Raw genomic sequence first — 15,468 nt, forward strand, 5'->3', positions numbered from 1 at the left:
GACCAAGCTCGAAGGGCCGATCGAGATCCTGGCCCGCGAGGTCGCCAAGGCCCGCGACGTGCTCTACCTGGGGCGCGGCACCAGCTACCCGATGGCGCTGGAAGGTGCCCTGAAGCTCAAGGAAATCAGTTACATCCACGCCGAAGGTTATGCAGCGTGTGAACTCAAGCATGGGCCCATCGCCCTCATCGACGAGAGCGTGCCGGTGATCGTGATCGCGCCCCACGACGCGATCTTCGAGAAGACGGTCTCGAACATGCAGGAGGTGGCCGCGCGCGGCGGGCGCATCATCCTGATCGGCGACGCCAAGGGCGCGGCCGCGGCCGGGCTCGACACCATGGCCACCGTGACGATGCCGGACCTCGACCCCGTCGTGGCACCGATCGTCTACGCGGTGCCGATCCAGCTCATCGCCTACCACACCGCCGTCTTCATGGGTAAGGACGTCGACCAGCCGCGCAACCTCGCCAAATCCGTGACGGTGGAATAGCGACGCGGCCCAGGCTGAAACCTTTTGCCGCCCGCGTCCGTACCGCGCCCCGAGTCCCCCTTCCGGGGGCGGGTGCGGACGGTCCGGTCCAGCGCCGGAGCCCCCTTGTCCGGACCTCAGCCTGAGAGAAATTTACTTTCAAATTCAGGAACTTGCGTAGGATTCAGCGCTTCTCCCAATGCCCCGGAAGGTCGATCCTTCCCTCAGCAGGAGACGACGCATGAAGACCACCACCCTGGCCCTTGCCGCAACGATCCTCGGTTCCCTGGCGCTCGGCGCCGGTGCCGCCACCGCCGCGCCCCTGGCCGTCAGCGGCCTGCAGACGGATGGCGCGAGCGTCACCCAGGTCCGCATGGACCGCAGCGAGCGCATGATGATGAAGAAGCGCATGATGCGGAAGCAGATGATGAAGCGCCACATGATGAAGAAGCGGATGATGAACCGCATGTGAGGCGGCCCGTCCGGCAAGCCTCGGAGGGGTCCGACCGGACCCCTCCCTTCTCGCAGATCCCGTCGGTCGAACGGATTCGGGTGCGACATCGCATCGTCGGCCGGTACGCACGATAACCGCGCGCGTTGATGTAATCCGTCCGCCCATCGTCCATGATCGGCCGGTCGCGGCTCCACCCTTGGCCTTCCGCGCTTGAGAGACCCGTGAGCTCCCGCCTCACACGCGTGGAGCGTCGCATGCCGCGTTTCTATTTCGATATCCAGGGTTTCCACCGTGAGCGCGACGAGGAGGGCGTCGAGTGCGCCGATCTTCAGGCCGCTATCCGCGAGGCCAAGAAACTGCTGCCCGCCATTGCGATGAGCGAGGTGCCGGAGGATGGCGAGCGTCACGCGGTCACGGTTCTGGTGACGGACGAAGACGGCCACCCGGTCTACTCGGGCGCGCTCTCCTTCGTGGGGAGCTGGCTGATCCGTTAGAGCATTTTCGAGCGAGGTGGATGCCGGCTCGCGTGAAGAAAATGAGACCACATAACGAGATAGAGCATTTTTCGTGATCCAGAGATCATGGAACATGCTCTAACGTCCGATCGGGGACGGCGGCCGCGTCCGCGGCTTCGATGCAGCGGCGCCGGCGTCCCGTCCTCGTGACGGGATCGCCGCCTTGGCTTCGTGTCCGCGCCGGACCCGCATCGGCCGGAATCCTCATGAGACGCTGATACGGACGGCCCCGTCCCCCGCTCGAACCCTTATGCGTCGGGGTCCAGTTTGCGGGGGCGGTCCAGCGAGGGATCGCGCGAACCCCTAGCGTTCCATGCCCGTCCCCCTTGCCGCCGCCATCCGCACCGAGGCGCCCGCGTCACCGAGCCGCTTCATCGTGGGCCAGGACCCGCAGGGGCGCTGGGTCGCCCTGGAGGTCCACGGACTCGGCGGCGGCCTGTTCCGCACCCGCCACGACGCCCTGCACTACGCCACCGACCTCACCGGCCGGCGTCCGGGCGCGGTCGAGATCGCGACGGACCGGATCGAGCTCCGGCTCTGATCAGGTCCGGCCGTCGTCCTCCGGCGCGCGCAGGCGGTAGCCGATCCCGGTCTCGGTCAGCAGGATGCGCGGCCGCTCGGGATCGGCCTCCAGCTTGAGGCGGAGCTGGCGCATGTAGACCCGCAGGTATTGCGGGTCGGACGAGGTCGAGACCGCGTTCATGAGCTGGGCGTGGGTCAGGGCCTTGCCGGCGTGCTGGACCAGCACGCGCAGGAAATCGTACTCGCGCGGGGTGAGCTTCACCTCGGCGCCGCGGACCCGGACGATGCGGCGCACGAGATCGACGCTGAGGCCGTCGACCGCGAACAGGGGGCGCTCGCCCTGGACCGCGAGCTGGTGGCGCAGGGCCGCGCGGATGCGGGCCAGGAGCTCGCCCATGCCGAAAGGCTTGGTGACGTAGTCGTCGGCCCCGAGGTCGAGGGCCTCGACCTTGCCGGCCTCGTCGTCGCGGCTGGAGAGGACCACCACCGGCAGGTCGGGGTGATCCGCCCGGATGCGGCGCAGCAGGTCGTGCCCGCGCATGTCGGGCAGCCCGAGATCGAGGATGATCAGGTCCACCGTCTCGCGGGCCAGGAGATCGAGGGCGGTGCGGGCGTTCGGCGCCTCGAAGACCCCGTAGCCCTGGGTGGCCAGACCCATGCGCAGCAGCTTGCGGATGGGGGGCTCGTCGTCGATCACGAGGATGCTGTGGGTCATGGTCTGGGGATCATGGTCTGGGAATCATGCGGCGATATCCGCGCGACCGCGTCCCGGGACCGGCAGCAGGATGGTGAAGGCGGCGCCGGGGCGGTCGCCCCGGTTGCCGGCCGTCAGGGTGCCGCCCATGGCCTCGACGAAGCCGCGGGCGATGGCGAGGCCGAGCCCCGTTCCGGCCCGGACGCTGTCGCCCTTGGCGGCCCGGTAGAACTTGTCGAACACGCGCTCCACGTCGGTCTCGGGCAGCCCGTCCCCCTCGTCGAGCACCGCGAGGCGGACCCGGCCGGGTCCGACTGGCCCGGGCTCGGAGCGCCCGCCCTCGCGCCGGCCCCGGACCGTCACCGTCGAGCCCTCCGGCGCGTACTTGGCGGCGTTGTCGAGGAGGTTGACCAGGACCTGCTCGAACAGGACGGGGTCAAGGCGCAGGGGCGGCAGATCGGCCGCGAGATCGAGGACGACGCGGTGTCCGGCCAGGATCGGCCCGAGGCGCCGCAGGGCCGTGTCGACGGCCTCGCCGACATCCTGCGGGGTGAGGTTGGCCGCCACCGCCCCGGCCTCCAGGCGGGTCATGTCGAGGAGGTTGACGATGAAGCGGTTGAGCCGCTCGGATTCGGCGATGATGGTGGCGAGCAGGTCGGCCTTGGCCTCGCGCGGGAGCGCCGCGTCGAGGTCGCGCAGGGTGGTGGCGGCCCCCAGCACCGAGGCCAGCGGCGTGCGCAGGTCGTGGCTGATCGAGGTGAGCAGGGCCTGGCGCAGGCGGTCGGTCTCGGCGGCCCGCTCGGCCCGGTCGAGATCCTCCACCAGGCGGACGCGCTCGATGGCGAGCGCCGCCATGTCGGCCAGCGCGTCGAACAGGCGCCGGTCCTCCGGCGAGAGGAGCGGGCCGGTGCCGTCGGCGTCGAGGCCGATCACCCCGACGATGCCGCGGCCCGTGCGCATCGGCAGGAACAGCCGCCGCGCCCCCGGCAGGGTGTCGGCGCCGCGTCCGGCCGGGCGCGCGTTGTCGAAGGCCCAGCGCGCCGCGCCGAGATCCGCCTCGTCGAGCCGGTCCTCCGGCGGGTAGCCGGCCCGGACCGCCAAGGTGCCGGCGTTCAAGGTGCCGGCGTTCAGGGCGCCGGGCTCCGGGGGGGAGGGCTCGGTCAGGAGCAGGACCACGCGGACCTTCAGCATGGCGGCGATCTGGGCCGAGGTCGCCCAGAGCACGTCGTCGAGGGTGCCGCATCCGGCGAGCTTGCGGCTGAAGCCGTAGAGCCGCTCCGTGGCCCGGGCGCGGCCCTGGCTCACCACCGCGACCGAGCGCGCGCGGGCGGCGAGGTTCGAGACGAGCACCGCCACGAGGGTGAAGAGCAGGAAGGCGGCGACGTTGGTCGGGTCGGCGATGGTGAAGGTGTAGACCGGCGGCAGGAAGAAGAAGTTGTAGGCCAGCGAGGACGCGCCCACCGCCGCGAGCGAGGGCCCGAGCCCCCAGCGCACGGCCACCGCCACCACGGCGGTGAGGAGAAAGAGGTCGGCGTTCTCCACGCCCGCATAGGGCTGGGCGAGGAGGGCCGCGCCGAGCCCGGCCGCGATCGACGCGAGGGCGAGCGCGTAGGGCCAGGCGTCGAAGGGGCGCGGCGGGGCGGCCCGGGCGGCGCGCGGGGTCCGCGTCTCGCCCGGCATTCGGCCCGGCGCCGCGTCGCCCGGCACCACGTGCACGCCGATGCTGCCGCTGCGGCGCACGAGGTCGTGCACCACCGAGCCGTTGACGAGTTCGAACAGCCAGGAGCGCGAGGCCTTGCCGACCACGATGTGGTTGACGTTGTCGGAGCGGGCATAGGCCAGGATGTCGTCGGCGATGCGCCGGCCGCCCGGCAGGGTGACGGCGTCGCCTCCCAGCCGGTCGGCCAGCCGCAGCGCCTCGGCGATCCGGTCGCGCGCCGCCTCGTTGAGGCCCACCATGCGCGGCCCCTCGATGCAGAGCGCCGTCCAGGGCGCGTGCAGCCGGTCCGCGAGGCGCTTGGCGTAGCGCACCAGGCCGGCGGAGCGGGGATCGTCGCTGACGCAGACCAGCACCCGCTCGCCCGCCGCCCACGGCCCGGCGATCGCGTTGGCCCGCATGTGGCTGAGGAGCTCGTCGTCCACCCGGTCGGCGGTGCGGCGCAGCGCCAGTTCCCGCAAAGCCGTCAGGTTGCCGCGCGAGAAGTAGTGCTTCAGCGCCCGCTCCGCATGGCTCGGGAGGTAGACCTTGCCGGCCTTCAGGCGCTCGATGAGGTCGTCCGGGTTGAGGTCCACCACCTCGATGTCGTCGGCCCGGTCGAGGACCCCGTCCGGCACGGTCTCGCGCACCCGGATGCGGGTGATGGAGGCCACCACGTCGTTGAGGCTCTCCACGTGCTGGATGTTCAGGGTGGTCAGGACGTCGATGCCGGCATCGAGCAGTTCCTCCACGTCCCCGTAGCGCTTCGGGTGGCGCGAGCCCGGCGCGTTGGTGTGGGCGAGCTCGTCCACCAGGGCCAGCGCCGGCCGCCGGGCCAGCAGGGCGTCGAGGTCCATCTCCTCCAGGACCGTGCCGTGATAGGGCACGGCGCGGCGCGGAATCGTCTCGAAGCCGTCGAGGAGGGCTTGCGTCTCCGCCCGGCCGTGGGTCTCGACCACGCCGACGACCACGTCGATCCCGGCCTGCAGCCGGGCGCGGCCGATGGTGAGCATCTCGTAGGTCTTGCCGACCCCGGGGGCGGCCCCGAGGAAGACCTTGAGCCGGCCGCGCGTGCGCGCCTCCCGGCGCGCGGCCTCCAGCAGCGCGTCGGGCGAGGGTCGGTTCGGGTCGCGGCCGGTTCCGCTCATCTGGTTCGGGTCGCGGCCAGTCCCGCTCATTTGGATCAGGTCGCGGCCAGTTCCGCTCATCTGGTTCGGGTCGCGACCAGTCCCGCTCATGCGGCCTCCTCCCGCGGCGCTCAGCGACGGGCCAGATCGTCCAGGGCGAGGTTGAGCGCCAGGACGTTGACGCGCGGCTCGCCGAGGAGCCCGAAGTCGCGGCCCGCGACGTGCGCCGTCACGAGGTCGCGCAGGGTGTTCTGCGCGATGTTGCGCGCCTTGGCCACCCGGGGCACCTGGAACAGGGCGGCCTCGGGCGAGATGTCGGGGTCGAGGCCGGAGCCGCTCGCGGTGACGAGGTCCACCGGCACGGGCACGCCCGGGTTCTCGGCCGCGCGGGCGTCGCGATCGGTCCGGACGCGCTCGGCGAGCGCCGCGCTGGTCGGCCCGAGATTGGAGCCCGCGGAGTTCGCCGCGTTGTAGGGCGCCGGCACGGTCTTGGCGGCGTCGGCCGGATCGGCGGCGCTCGTGGCCGACGGGCGGCCCTGGAAGTAGCGCGCGCTCGTGAAGGACTGGCCGATCAGGCGCGAGCCTACGACCCGGCCGTCGCGCGCGATCAGGCTGCCGGCGGCCTGTGCGGGGAAGATCGCCCCCGCCAGCCCGGTGATCGCGAGGGGATAGGCGAGGCCGGTGAGCGCCGTGAGCGCGACCAGCAGGACGAGGGCGGGGCGAAGCTGGGACAGCATGACGGACTCCTGGGGCGGTTCGCGGCAGGTCAGACGAGGTGGAGGGCGGAGACGGCGAGGTCGATGGCCTTGATGCCGAGGAAGGGCACCAGGAGGCCGCCGAGGCCGTAGACGGCGAGGTTGCGCCGCAGGAGCGCCGCGGCCCCCACCGGCCGGTAGGTCACGCCCCTGAGCGCCAGCGGGATCAGCGCCACGATGATGAGCGCGTTGAAGATGATGGCCGAGAGGATGGCGCTGCGCGGCGAGGCGAGGCCCATGACGTTGAGGGCCTGGAGCTGCGGGTAGAGCGTCAGGAACATCGCCGGGATGATGGCGAAGTACTTGGCGACATCGTTGGCGATGGAGAAGGTGGTCAGCGCCCCGCGGGTCATCAGCAGCTGCTTGCCGATGCCCACGATCTCGATGAGCTTGGTCGGGTCGGAATCGAGGTCGACCATGTTGCCGGCCTCGCGGGCCGCCACCGTGCCGGTGTTCATCGCCACGCCGACATCGGCCTGGGCGAGGGCCGGCGCGTCGTTGGTGCCGTCCCCGCACATGGCCACCAGCTTGCCCTGCGCCTGCTCCTTGCGGATCAGCGCGAGCTTGTCCTCCGGGGTGGCCTGCGCCAGGAAGTCGTCGACGCCGGCCTCCGCCGCGATGGCGGCCGCCGTCATCGGGTTGTCGCCGGTGATCATCACGGTGCGGATGCCCATCCGGCGGAGCTCCGCGAAGCGCTCACGGATGCCGCCCTTCACGATGTCCTTCAGGTAGACCACGCCGAGGAGGCGTCCGTCGCGGGAGACGGCGAGCGGCGTGCCGCCGGCCTTGGCGATCTCCTCGGCGATGGCGCGGATCTCGGCGACCGCCTCGGTCTCGGCGGCCGGCTGGTAGGCCAGCGCCGCGTTGGAGCCGCGGGCCGCCATCGGTTGGCCGGACATCGGCTGACCGGACAGAGAGGCGATGACCGCGTCGACGGCGCCCTTGCGGATGGACGACCCGTCGAGGTCGACGCCGGACATGCGCGACTGGGCGGTGAAGGGCACGAAGGTGGCGTTGAGGCCGGCCATGTCCCGCGCGCGGAGGCCGTAGGTGTCCTTGGCCAGCACCACGATGGAGCGGCCCTCCGGCGTCTCGTCGGCGAGCGAGGCGAGCTGGGCGGCGTCCGCCAGATCCTGCTCGGTGACGCCGCGCACGGGGCGGAACGCGGTGGCCTGCCGGTTGCCCAGCGTGATGGTGCCGGTCTTGTCGAGGAGGAGCGTATCGACGTCGCCGGCGGCCTCCACAGCGCGGCCCGACATGGCGAGCACGTTGAAGCGCACCAGGCGGTCCATGCCCGCGATGCCGATGGCCGAGAGGAGCGCCCCGATGGTGGTGGGGATGAGGGTCACGAACAGCGCCACCAGGACGATGACCGGGATGGCGCCCCCCGCATAGGACGCGAAGCTCGGGATCGACGCCACGGCGAACAGGAAGATCAGGGTCAGGCCGGCGAGCAGGATGTTGAGGGCGATCTCGTTGGGGGTCTTGCTGCGCGAGGCGCCCTCGACCAGGGCGATCATGCGGTCGACGAAGGTGGAGCCGGCGGCGGCCGTGATGCGCACGCGGATCGCGTCGGAGAGCACCTGCGTGCCGCCGGTCACCGCCGAGCGGTCGCCGCCGGATTCGCGGATGACGGGGGCCGACTCGCCCGTGATGGCGGCCTCGTTGACGGAGGCGACGCCCGCGATGACCTCGCCGTCGGACGGGATCAGGTCGCCCGCCTCCACCAGCACCACGTCGCCGACCTTGAGGGCCGTGCCCGGGACGATCTCGACGTCGCGCCCCGGGCCGGTGAGGCGCTTGGCCTGCATCTCGGTGCGGGTGCGGCGCAGGGAATCCGCCTGCGCCTTGCCGCGCCCCTCCGCCAGAGCCTCGGCGAAGTTGGCGAAGATCAGGGTGAACCAGAGCCAGAGGATGATCTGGCCCGAGAAGGCGAGGCCGTCCGCGCCGGCGGCGAGGTCGCGCACGAACAGCACGGTGGTCAGGGCGGCCACGACCTCGACCACGAACATCACCGGGTTGCGGATCATGACGCGCGGGTCGAGCTTACGCAGGGCGCCGAGGAGGGCCGGCCCGACGAGGGCGGCGCTGAACAGGGATGAGGCGGGACGGGACATGATGCGGTGTCCGGAAGGGGAGGGTCGAAGACCGGGCGCGGCGCGCCGGGTCGGGATGTCGGTTCGGGGCGCCGAGGCGCCGTTGGGGCGCCGTCAGGGCGCGAGGGCGCCGTCGAGGGTCAGGGCGCGGCCGATCAGGGCGGCCGAGGCCATGAGGGCGAGCCCGCCCAGCAGCGTGACGCCGAGGAGCCCGAGGATCAGGTCGGAGAGCCGGACGGGTGCTGGGGGCCCGGGGACGCGGCGCCCGCGGGCGGGCCGCCGGCGGACCGAGAGGTGATGGCGGGGGATGCGCCGGGCGGGGAGGGTGCGCGGCATCTCAGCCCCCCGCCGGATACGTCTGGCCGAGGCCGCCGGCGAGGTGCTCGACGATGGGCCCGAGGGCGAGGGCGGGGAAGAAGGTCAGGCCGCCCACGATGAGGATCACGCCCACCAGCAGCCCGACGAACAGGCCGCCATGGGTGGGCAAGGTCCCGGCCGAGGCCGGCAGCGTCTTCTTGGCGGCGAGCGACCCCGCGATGGCCAGCGCCGGGACGATGACGAAGAAGCGCCCGAACAGCATGCCGAGGCCGAGCGTCGTGTTGTAGAAGGTCGTGTTGGCGGAGAGCCCCCCGAAGGCCGAGCCGTTGTTGGCCGCCGCCGAGGTGAAGGCGTAGAGGATCTCCGAGAAGCCGTGCGGGCCGGCATTGGCCGGGCCCGCGAGGCCGGCGGCGACCACGGTGGCGAGCGCCGTGAAGCCCAGCATCATCAGGGGCAGGCACAGGATGGCGAGCATCGCCATCTTGACCTCGCGGCCCTCGATCTTCTTGCCGAGATATTCCGGGGTGCGCCCGACCATGAGGCCGGCCACGAAGATCGTGACGATGACGAAGATCAGGATGCCGTAGAGGCCCGCACCCACGCCGCCGACGATGATCTCGCCGAGCTCCATGTTGATCAGCGGGATCATCCCGCCGAGCGCCGTGAACGAGTCGTGCATGGCGTTGACCGCGCCGCAGGACGCCGCCGTGGTCACCGCCGCGAACAGGGCCGAGGCGAGAATCCCGAAGCGGACCTCCTTGCCCTCCATGTTGCCGCCGGTCAGGCCGAGGGCATCGAGCACAGGGCTGCCCGCGCCCTCGGCCCAGTAGAGAACCGCGGTGCCGGCCAGGAACAGCACGCCCATGGCGGCCAGGATCGCCCAGCCCTGGCGCTCGTCGCCCACCATGCGGCCGAACACGTTGGTCATCGCCGCGCCGAGGGCGAAGATCGAGACCATCTGGACGAAGTTCGAGAGCGCGGTCGGGTTCTCGAAGGGATGGGCCGCGTTGGCGTTGAAGAAGCCGCCGCCGTTGGTGCCCAGCATCTTGATCGCGACCTGGCTCGCCACGGGCCCGACCGCGAGGGTCTGCCGCGCACCTTCGAGGGTGGTGGCCTCCACCGCCGCGCCGAGGGTCTGGGGCACGCCCTGGGACACGAGGAACAGCGCGTAGACGAGGCAGAGCGGCAGCAGCACGTAGAGGGTGGTGCGGGTGAGATCGACCCAGAACGAGCCGACCGTCCGGGCCGAGGCCCGGCTGAATCCGCGCACCAGGGCGACGGCGAGGGCGATGCCGGTGGCGGCCGAGAGGAAGTTCTGGTGGGTCAGGCCCAGCATCTGCGACAGGTAGGACAGCGTGGTCTCGCCGCCGTAGGACTGCCAGTTGGTGTTGGTGACGAAGCTCACCGCCGTGTTGAAGGCGAGATCGGGCGCCACCGCGCCCTGGCCGTCCGGGTTGAGCGGCAGCGCCGTCTGCAGGCGCAGCAGCCCGTAGAGCGCCAGGAAGCCCAGCCCGTGGAAGGCCAGCATGGACAGGGCGTAGGTCAGCCAGTGCTGCTCCTGGGCGGCATCGATGCCGGCGGCGCGGTAGAGCCCGCGCTCGACGGGCGCGAGCACGGGGGAGAGGAGGGTGCGCTCGCCCGCGAACACGCGGGTCATGTAGCCGCCGAGGGGCTTTGCCAGCGCGACGACGACCGCGCAGAACAGCGCGATCTGGAACCAGCCGTTGAGGGTCATGGCGGGATTAAGTCCTTGGGGAGAAAGCCCCGGGCGAGAAAGCCCCTGGGGAGGTGGTTCCCTCAGAACCGCTCGGGGCGGACGAGGGCGTAGGCGAGGTATCCGAGCAGCCCCAGGGTCACGAGGGCGCCGAGGGTGAGGTCCAGGGTCATCGGGGGGACCTCAGAGGCGTTCGCAGAGGGCGGCGTAGCCGGCCGCGAGGCCGAAGAAGGCGAGGCCCACGGCGATGAAGACGAGGTCGGTCATGGAGAGGGGTCCGTTCCGGTTCGGCCGAGGGCCGGCGCGACCGGCCCTGCGCGTCCTCCGATGTGGCCCGGAACCGCGTGAGGATTCGAGAGGGACGCGCGGGCGATTCCATTAGGAACCCGTGAGGATCGGGCGGGCTGCGGCCCCCCGGGAGGGCGTCGTCCCCGGGGATCCCCAGGCCCTTCCGAATGCTGTCTCGGGGGGCGCGACAGCATTCCGCCCGCTCGCGCGCAGACATCAGCTTAGAACGACTTCAGATTTGAAAGACTATAAGCTATATTTCAGAAACACGTTTCGTCTTGATTCGTAATCCTGAAGCAGCCATCAAGCAGAGACTGCGCCGCGCGAGGCGCCCATCTGCGTGTGCCATGCCCGATCGCTCCTCACGTCCTACCTTGCTCTTCCCCACCGCGATCTTGGCCACGACGATCCTGGCCACGACGATCCTGGCCGGCCCCGTGGCGGCCCAGCAAACCAGCGTGCAACTCGACCAGCTCTCGGTCGAGGGCACGGCGCCGCCCGCGGCCGGCAGCGGCAGCGGGGCCAATCTCAGCGGCGGCGACGGCGGCACGGCGGCCACCAGCGGCGGCGGGGGCGGCCCCTCCGGCATCACCGGCTACACCGCGCGGGTCAGCCCCACGGCGACCAAGACCAACACCCCGCTGCTCGAGACCCCGCAGGCGGTGACGGTCCTCACCCGCGAGGCGCTCAACGACCGCAACGTCCAGACCCTCAACGAGGCCATCGGCTACGTGGCCGGCGTCTCCTCGAACGTCTTCGGCTTCGATCCGCGCTTCGATTCGTTCTACGTCCGCGGCTTCAGCCTGACCTACGACGGCATCTTCCGGGACGGCCTGCGCCAGGTGGCATCCGGCCTGACGGTGCCGCGGATCGAGCCCTACGGCCTCGAATCGGCGACCATCCTGCGCGGTCCCGCCTCCGGGCTCTACGGCCTCGGCTCGCCCGGCGGCATCCTGGACGTCACCTCGAAGCGGCCGGTCTTCACGCCCTTCGGCGAGGTGCAGCTGCAGGTCGGCAACTTCGACCGTTACCAGGGCAATTTCGACATCGGCGGCCCGGTCGAGGGCACGGGCGGCACGCTCGCCTACCGCGTCACCGGCATCAGGCGGCAATCCGACACCTTCATTCCCGGAGGCTCGGACGACCGCACCACCATCGCGCCGGCCTTCACCTGGAAGCCGTCCGCCGACACGACCTTCACCTTCCTGAGCGAGTACCAGGAGACCAAGCTTCCCGGCTCGACGACGTTCTTCAACCAGAACCTGCGCCCGACGCGCCTCTACTCGGGCGATCCGGCCTTCAACGACTTCAAGCAGCGGCAGGGCCGGGTCGGCTACGCGTTCGAGCACCGCTTCGACGCGGACCTCGTCTTCCGGCAGAACCTGCGCTTCTACGACATCAGCAACGACTATCGCTACGCGTCGATCTCAGCCCTCAGCCCCGACGGCCTGAGCGCGAGCCGCTCGACCGGTTACTCGAAGCAGTCCCTCAGCCAGATCACCCTCGACAACCAGATCGAGGCGCACCTCGCGACGGGACCTGTCCAGCACACGCTGCTGGCGGGGCTCGACTACGCGCATTCCGACTTCGACTACCGCTTCGGCTTCGGTACGGCGCCCGATCTCGACCTCGTCACGCGCAATTATGGCCAGCAGCCGATCCTGGCGCCGCCCCTCGGACCCCGCACCCGCCAGCGCCAGGATCAGGTCGGCCTCTACCTGCAGGAACAGGCCAAGTTCGACCGCTTCGTGCTCACCCTGACCGGCCGCTCCGACTGGGTGTTCCAGAACACGATCGATACTACCGGCACCGCCACGCAGCAGAACGACCAGGCCTTCACCGGCCGGGTCGGCCTCAACTATCTCCTGGCCCCCGGGCTGGTGCCCTATGCCAGCTACGCCACCACCTTCGCGCCGCAGCCGGGCGCAGATGCCGCGGGGCGGGCCTTCCGGCCGGCGACGGGCGATCAGATCGAGGCGGGCATCAAGTACCTGATCCCCGGCACCAACATCCAGGCGGGGTTCGCCGGCTTCGACATCGTCCAGAGCAGCGTGCTGCGCACGGACCCGAACAACGTCGCCTTCCAGCTGGCGACGGGCGCCATCGCGTCGCGCGGCTTCGAGATGGAGGCGATCGCCAACTTCGCGCCCGGCACCAACCTGACCCTCGCCTACACCCATCTCGACCTGCGCTATCTCAGCCAGACCTCGGCCACGGGCCAGGCCCTGGACGGCCGGTTCCTCTCCGGCATTCCGGGCGACACGGTCACGGGCTTCCTCAGCTACCTGTTCCCGCCGGGCTCGGCGCTGCGCGGCCTGACTCTCGGCGGCGGCATCCGCTTCAACGCCAACAGCTACGCCAACGACGAGAACACGGTCCGCAACCCGACCGTGACCCTGTTCGATGCGCTGGTCGCCTACGATTTCGCCGCCCTCGACCCGAAATACAGGGGCTTCCGGGCTCAGGTGAACGCGAACAACGTGTTCGACCGCGATTACTTCACCTGCCAGGCCGGCTTCTGCTACCGGGGAGCGCCCGCCACCGTCATCGGCAGCCTGATCTATCGCTGGTAGGGCGCGCCGGGCCGCTTCGGGTTCATTCCCGCTCGGGCCGGGCCTCCCAGATCGCGGCCTCGACGAAGGGCCGCTTCAGCTGCGGGCCGGCGCCGCTGCGCTGGATGAAGTCGTTGGCGCCCGGATGGCGGCGGATCGCCCGGGCGAGGTTGAGCCGGTAGCCCGCCTCGAAGACGAAGGGCGGCGCCATCGGGTCGGCCATGTAGGCGGCCACCGCCGCCTTCACGTCGGTCTCGGAGATGAGGCCCAGGTCGCACAGGGCGCGGATCGTCAGCTTCTCGGTCATGCCCTTAGCCTTAAGCCCGCGCGGGCCCGCTCCGCAACGCGGGAGGGGCGCCGAACCCCGCGCGGCGGCCTTGAGCCCGACCGGCGCAGGGGCTACCTCTAGGGCAGGGGTCAAGCTTGCCCGGGGAACTGTCCTTACCGCCGCCTCCCCGGCGGAGGGCCGCCCGGGACGCCGTTCCCCCCGGCCGAAAGTGCATCCGTGGCGCCCACCATCCCCCCACCGCTCCCCCCACCCGAGGCCGAGGCCGGCGCCCGCCCGCGGGTGAGCGCGCGGGGGCGCCTGCGCACCTACTTCCTCACCGGCATCATCGTGTCGGGGCCGCTGGCCATCACGATCTACCTGACCTGGTGGTTCATCAGCCTCATCGACGGCTGGGTGAAGCCGCTCGTGCCGGCGAGCTACCTGCCCGACCATTACCTGCCGTTCTCGATTCCGGGGCTTGGCCTCCTCATCGCCTTCGTGGCGGTGACGCTGCTGGGCTTCCTCACCGCCAACCTCGTCGGGCGCAGCGTCGTCGAGTTCGGCGAGGTGCTGCTCGCCCGCACCCCCGTGATCTCGGGGCTCTACAAGGGCCTGCGCCAGATCTTCGAGACGCTGTTTTCCGCCAACGGCACCTCGTTCCGCACCGTCGGCCTCGTGGAATTCCCCGTGAAGGGCACCTGGTCGGTGGTGTTCCTCTCCGCCCCGGCCGCCCCGGACGTGCAGAACGCCCTCGCCCCGGGGGGCGACCATGTCGGCGTGTTTCTCCCTTGCGCCCCCAACCCCACCACCGGGTTCTTTTTCTACCTGCCGCGCACCGACATCGTGGAGATCGCCATGAGCGTCGACGACGCGGCCAAACTCGTGATGTCGGCCGGCGTGATCCAGCCCGACGACCCGGGACCCAAGGAATCCCAGGCCAAGGAATCCCAGGCCAAGCTCCAGGCCATGGCGGCGAGCCTGCGGGCCGCCCACGGGGAACCGCCGAAGGTCGACGCCTGATCCGAGCGCCCCGGGCGTCTCGTGGTCGAAACCCGAGGCTTGGTGCCCTCTGCAACCGCCCCAACCCGGTCGTGGACCGGACGGACGGGTCCCGACCCGACACCGTCGCAAACGGCCATTCGCGGGTCGAACGTTCCGGAGCTTTCGTCGCGGCGCCGAGACGACAGGGATGGGGCGACGGCCAGCAACGGCGGCGTTCGCGGGCAAAGACGATCGTCTTAACCAAGCCTCGGTGAGCCTGCCCCGCCGGTCAGTCTCCCCGAGATCGGGCTCATCGAGGTCCGGTATCAGGCCTTGAGGTGCCGGAACATGTTGGCGCGCGCCTCGTCGTCCATCTCTAGCTTGAAGGGGAAGCGGTCCTTGAGACCCACCGCGCGCGCGGCGGCCGGGCGGGCGGCAATCTCATCGTGGTGGCGCTTGAGGTGGGGCAGTTCCGCCCAGGCCGTCTCGCCGAGGACGAAGGGGACCATGCGGGCCCATCCCCAGGCGCTCATATCGGCGATCGTGTACGCGTCGCCCACGAGATAGCGGCGCTGGGCGAGACGGGCGTTCAGGATGTCGTAGTGACGGCGCGCCTCGAAGCCGTAGCGCGCCTGCGCGTAGGGCACCTGCTCGGGGGCGAAGTGCCGGAAATGGACCGCCTGGCCGGAGAACGGCCCGATGCCCGTCGCGACGAACATCAGCCAGGACAGGAGGGAGGCCCGGTCGCCGCCCGAAGGCGGCAGGAATCGTCCGGTCTTCTCGGCCAGGTAGAGCAGGATGGCGTTGCTGTCGAAGATCACGTCCGCGTCGTCGACGAGGACCGGCACCTTGCCGTTCGGGTTGAGGGCCAGGAAGTCCGGGGCGAACTGGTCACCCTTGCGGGTGTCGATCGGGATGGGCTCGTAGGGCAGTCCGAGCTCCTCCAGCAGCAGCGCGACCTTCGTCGGGTTCGGAGAGCCGTTGAAGAAGAACGTCAGCATTGAAAAACCTTTTGTGGA

Annotated in this window: 15 protein-coding genes; 6 read left to right on the forward strand and 9 right to left on the reverse strand. The window is 70.8% G+C overall.

Features of this window, described 5'->3' with window-relative positions; genetic code table 11:
- The 4 genes from MKK58_RS16295 to MKK58_RS16310 form a co-directional block, all read left to right on the forward strand.
- Nucleotides 1-490 (forward strand): SIS domain-containing protein (locus tag MKK58_RS16295; RefSeq protein WP_243913035.1); only part of this gene is annotated, 490 nt, incomplete at its 5' end.
- Between the two features lie 220 nt (nt 491-710).
- Nucleotides 711-941, forward strand: a complete 231-nt coding sequence (locus MKK58_RS16300) for a hypothetical protein (RefSeq protein ID WP_238282406.1) — start codon at nt 711-713, stop codon at nt 939-941.
- 236 nt (nt 942-1,177) lie between these two features.
- On the forward strand, nt 1,178-1,417 hold the full coding sequence (locus MKK58_RS16305; protein ID WP_243913036.1) for a DUF6894 family protein: 240 nt from the start codon (nt 1,178-1,180) through the stop codon (nt 1,415-1,417).
- A gap of 334 nt (nt 1,418-1,751) precedes the next feature.
- Entirely contained in the window at nt 1,752-1,979 is a 228-nt protein-coding gene (locus MKK58_RS16310; protein WP_243913037.1) for a hypothetical protein, read from the forward strand.
- Here MKK58_RS16310 and MKK58_RS16315 read toward each other — a convergent pair whose 3' ends face one another.
- The 7 genes from MKK58_RS16315 to MKK58_RS16345 all read right to left on the reverse strand — a co-directional run bounded on the left by MKK58_RS16315 (nt 1,980) and on the right by MKK58_RS16345 (nt 10,533).
- Nucleotides 1,980-2,675 carry a response regulator gene (locus MKK58_RS16315; protein WP_243913038.1) on the reverse strand — a complete coding sequence of 232 codons (696 nt, stop codon included), beginning with the start codon at nt 2,673-2,675 and terminating at the stop codon, nt 1,980-1,982. It lies immediately after the preceding gene.
- A 24-nt stretch (nt 2,676-2,699) separates the two neighbouring features.
- Nucleotides 2,700-5,498, reverse strand: a complete 2,799-nt coding sequence (locus MKK58_RS16320) for a sensor histidine kinase (RefSeq protein WP_243913226.1) — start codon at nt 5,496-5,498, stop codon at nt 2,700-2,702.
- A 110-nt stretch (nt 5,499-5,608) separates the two neighbouring features.
- Nucleotides 5,609-6,214, reverse strand: coding sequence for a K(+)-transporting ATPase subunit C (locus MKK58_RS16325; RefSeq protein WP_243913039.1), 606 nt, complete (start codon nt 6,212-6,214; stop codon nt 5,609-5,611).
- A gap of 29 nt (nt 6,215-6,243) precedes the next feature.
- A complete protein-coding gene (gene kdpB, locus MKK58_RS16330) occupies nt 6,244-8,349 on the reverse strand; it encodes a potassium-transporting ATPase subunit KdpB (protein WP_243913040.1) in 2,106 nt (701 codons plus the stop codon).
- Nucleotides 8,350-8,442: 93 nt separating this feature from the next.
- Entirely contained in the window at nt 8,443-8,664 is a 222-nt protein-coding gene (locus MKK58_RS16335; protein ID WP_243913041.1) for a hypothetical protein, read from the reverse strand.
- A 1-nt stretch (nt 8,665) separates the two neighbouring features.
- Nucleotides 8,666-10,381 carry a potassium-transporting ATPase subunit KdpA gene (gene kdpA, locus MKK58_RS16340; protein ID WP_243913042.1) on the reverse strand — a complete coding sequence of 572 codons (1,716 nt, stop codon included), beginning with the start codon at nt 10,379-10,381 and terminating at the stop codon, nt 8,666-8,668.
- 62 nt (nt 10,382-10,443) lie between these two features.
- Nucleotides 10,444-10,533, reverse strand: a complete 90-nt coding sequence (locus tag MKK58_RS16345) for a K(+)-transporting ATPase subunit F (RefSeq protein ID WP_056184556.1) — start codon at nt 10,531-10,533, stop codon at nt 10,444-10,446.
- 462 nt (nt 10,534-10,995) lie between these two features.
- On the opposite strand from MKK58_RS16345, the gene MKK58_RS16350 reads away from it, so the two are divergent.
- Nucleotides 10,996-13,221, forward strand: a complete 2,226-nt coding sequence (locus tag MKK58_RS16350) for a TonB-dependent siderophore receptor (RefSeq protein ID WP_243913043.1) — start codon at nt 10,996-10,998, stop codon at nt 13,219-13,221.
- A 22-nt stretch (nt 13,222-13,243) separates the two neighbouring features.
- On the opposite strand, the gene MKK58_RS16355 is transcribed toward MKK58_RS16350, so the two are convergent.
- Nucleotides 13,244-13,507 carry a hypothetical protein gene (locus MKK58_RS16355; protein ID WP_238280120.1) on the reverse strand — a complete coding sequence of 88 codons (264 nt, stop codon included), beginning with the start codon at nt 13,505-13,507 and terminating at the stop codon, nt 13,244-13,246.
- Nucleotides 13,508-13,705: 198 nt separating this feature from the next.
- Here MKK58_RS16355 and MKK58_RS16360 point away from each other — a divergent pair, with 198 nt between their 5' ends.
- Nucleotides 13,706-14,488, forward strand: coding sequence for a DUF502 domain-containing protein (locus tag MKK58_RS16360; protein WP_243913044.1), 783 nt, complete (start codon nt 13,706-13,708; stop codon nt 14,486-14,488).
- Between the two features lie 287 nt (nt 14,489-14,775).
- Here MKK58_RS16360 and MKK58_RS16365 read toward each other — a convergent pair whose 3' ends face one another.
- On the reverse strand, nt 14,776-15,450 hold the full coding sequence (locus tag MKK58_RS16365) for a glutathione S-transferase family protein (protein ID WP_243913045.1): 675 nt from the start codon (nt 15,448-15,450) through the stop codon (nt 14,776-14,778).
- Nucleotides 15,451-15,468 lie beyond the last annotated feature (18 nt).

The organism is Methylobacterium sp. J-078 (assembly GCF_022829285.1).
Classification (GTDB): domain Bacteria; phylum Pseudomonadota; class Alphaproteobacteria; order Rhizobiales; family Beijerinckiaceae; genus Methylobacterium.

Coding starts and splice junctions, on each gene's coding strand:
- MKK58_RS16315 (WP_243913038.1), bottom strand. CDS start 2,675: ATGACCCACAGCATCCTCGTGATCGACGACGAGCCCCCCATCCGCAAG.
- MKK58_RS16350 (WP_243913043.1), top strand. CDS start 10,996: ATGCCCGATCGCTCCTCACGTCCTACCTTGCTCTTCCCCACCGCGATC.
- MKK58_RS16300 (WP_238282406.1), top strand. CDS start 711: ATGAAGACCACCACCCTGGCCCTTGCCGCAACGATCCTCGGTTCCCTG.
- MKK58_RS16355 (WP_238280120.1), bottom strand. CDS start 13,507: ATGACCGAGAAGCTGACGATCCGCGCCCTGTGCGACCTGGGCCTCATC.
- MKK58_RS16305 (WP_243913036.1), top strand. CDS start 1,178: ATGCCGCGTTTCTATTTCGATATCCAGGGTTTCCACCGTGAGCGCGAC.
- MKK58_RS16310 (WP_243913037.1), top strand. CDS start 1,752: ATGCCCGTCCCCCTTGCCGCCGCCATCCGCACCGAGGCGCCCGCGTCA.
- kdpB (WP_243913040.1), bottom strand. CDS start 8,349: ATGTCCCGTCCCGCCTCATCCCTGTTCAGCGCCGCCCTCGTCGGGCCG.
- MKK58_RS16320 (WP_243913226.1), bottom strand. CDS start 5,498: ATGAGCGGAACCGGCCGCGACCCGAACCGACCCTCGCCCGACGCGCTG.
- MKK58_RS16345 (WP_056184556.1), bottom strand. CDS start 10,533: ATGACCCTGGACCTCACCCTCGGCGCCCTCGTGACCCTGGGGCTGCTC.
- MKK58_RS16335 (WP_243913041.1), bottom strand. CDS start 8,664: ATGCCGCGCACCCTCCCCGCCCGGCGCATCCCCCGCCATCACCTCTCG.
- MKK58_RS16325 (WP_243913039.1), bottom strand. CDS start 6,214: ATGCTGTCCCAGCTTCGCCCCGCCCTCGTCCTGCTGGTCGCGCTCACG.
- kdpA (WP_243913042.1), bottom strand. CDS start 10,381: ATGACCCTCAACGGCTGGTTCCAGATCGCGCTGTTCTGCGCGGTCGTC.
- MKK58_RS16365 (WP_243913045.1), bottom strand. CDS start 15,450: ATGCTGACGTTCTTCTTCAACGGCTCTCCGAACCCGACGAAGGTCGCG.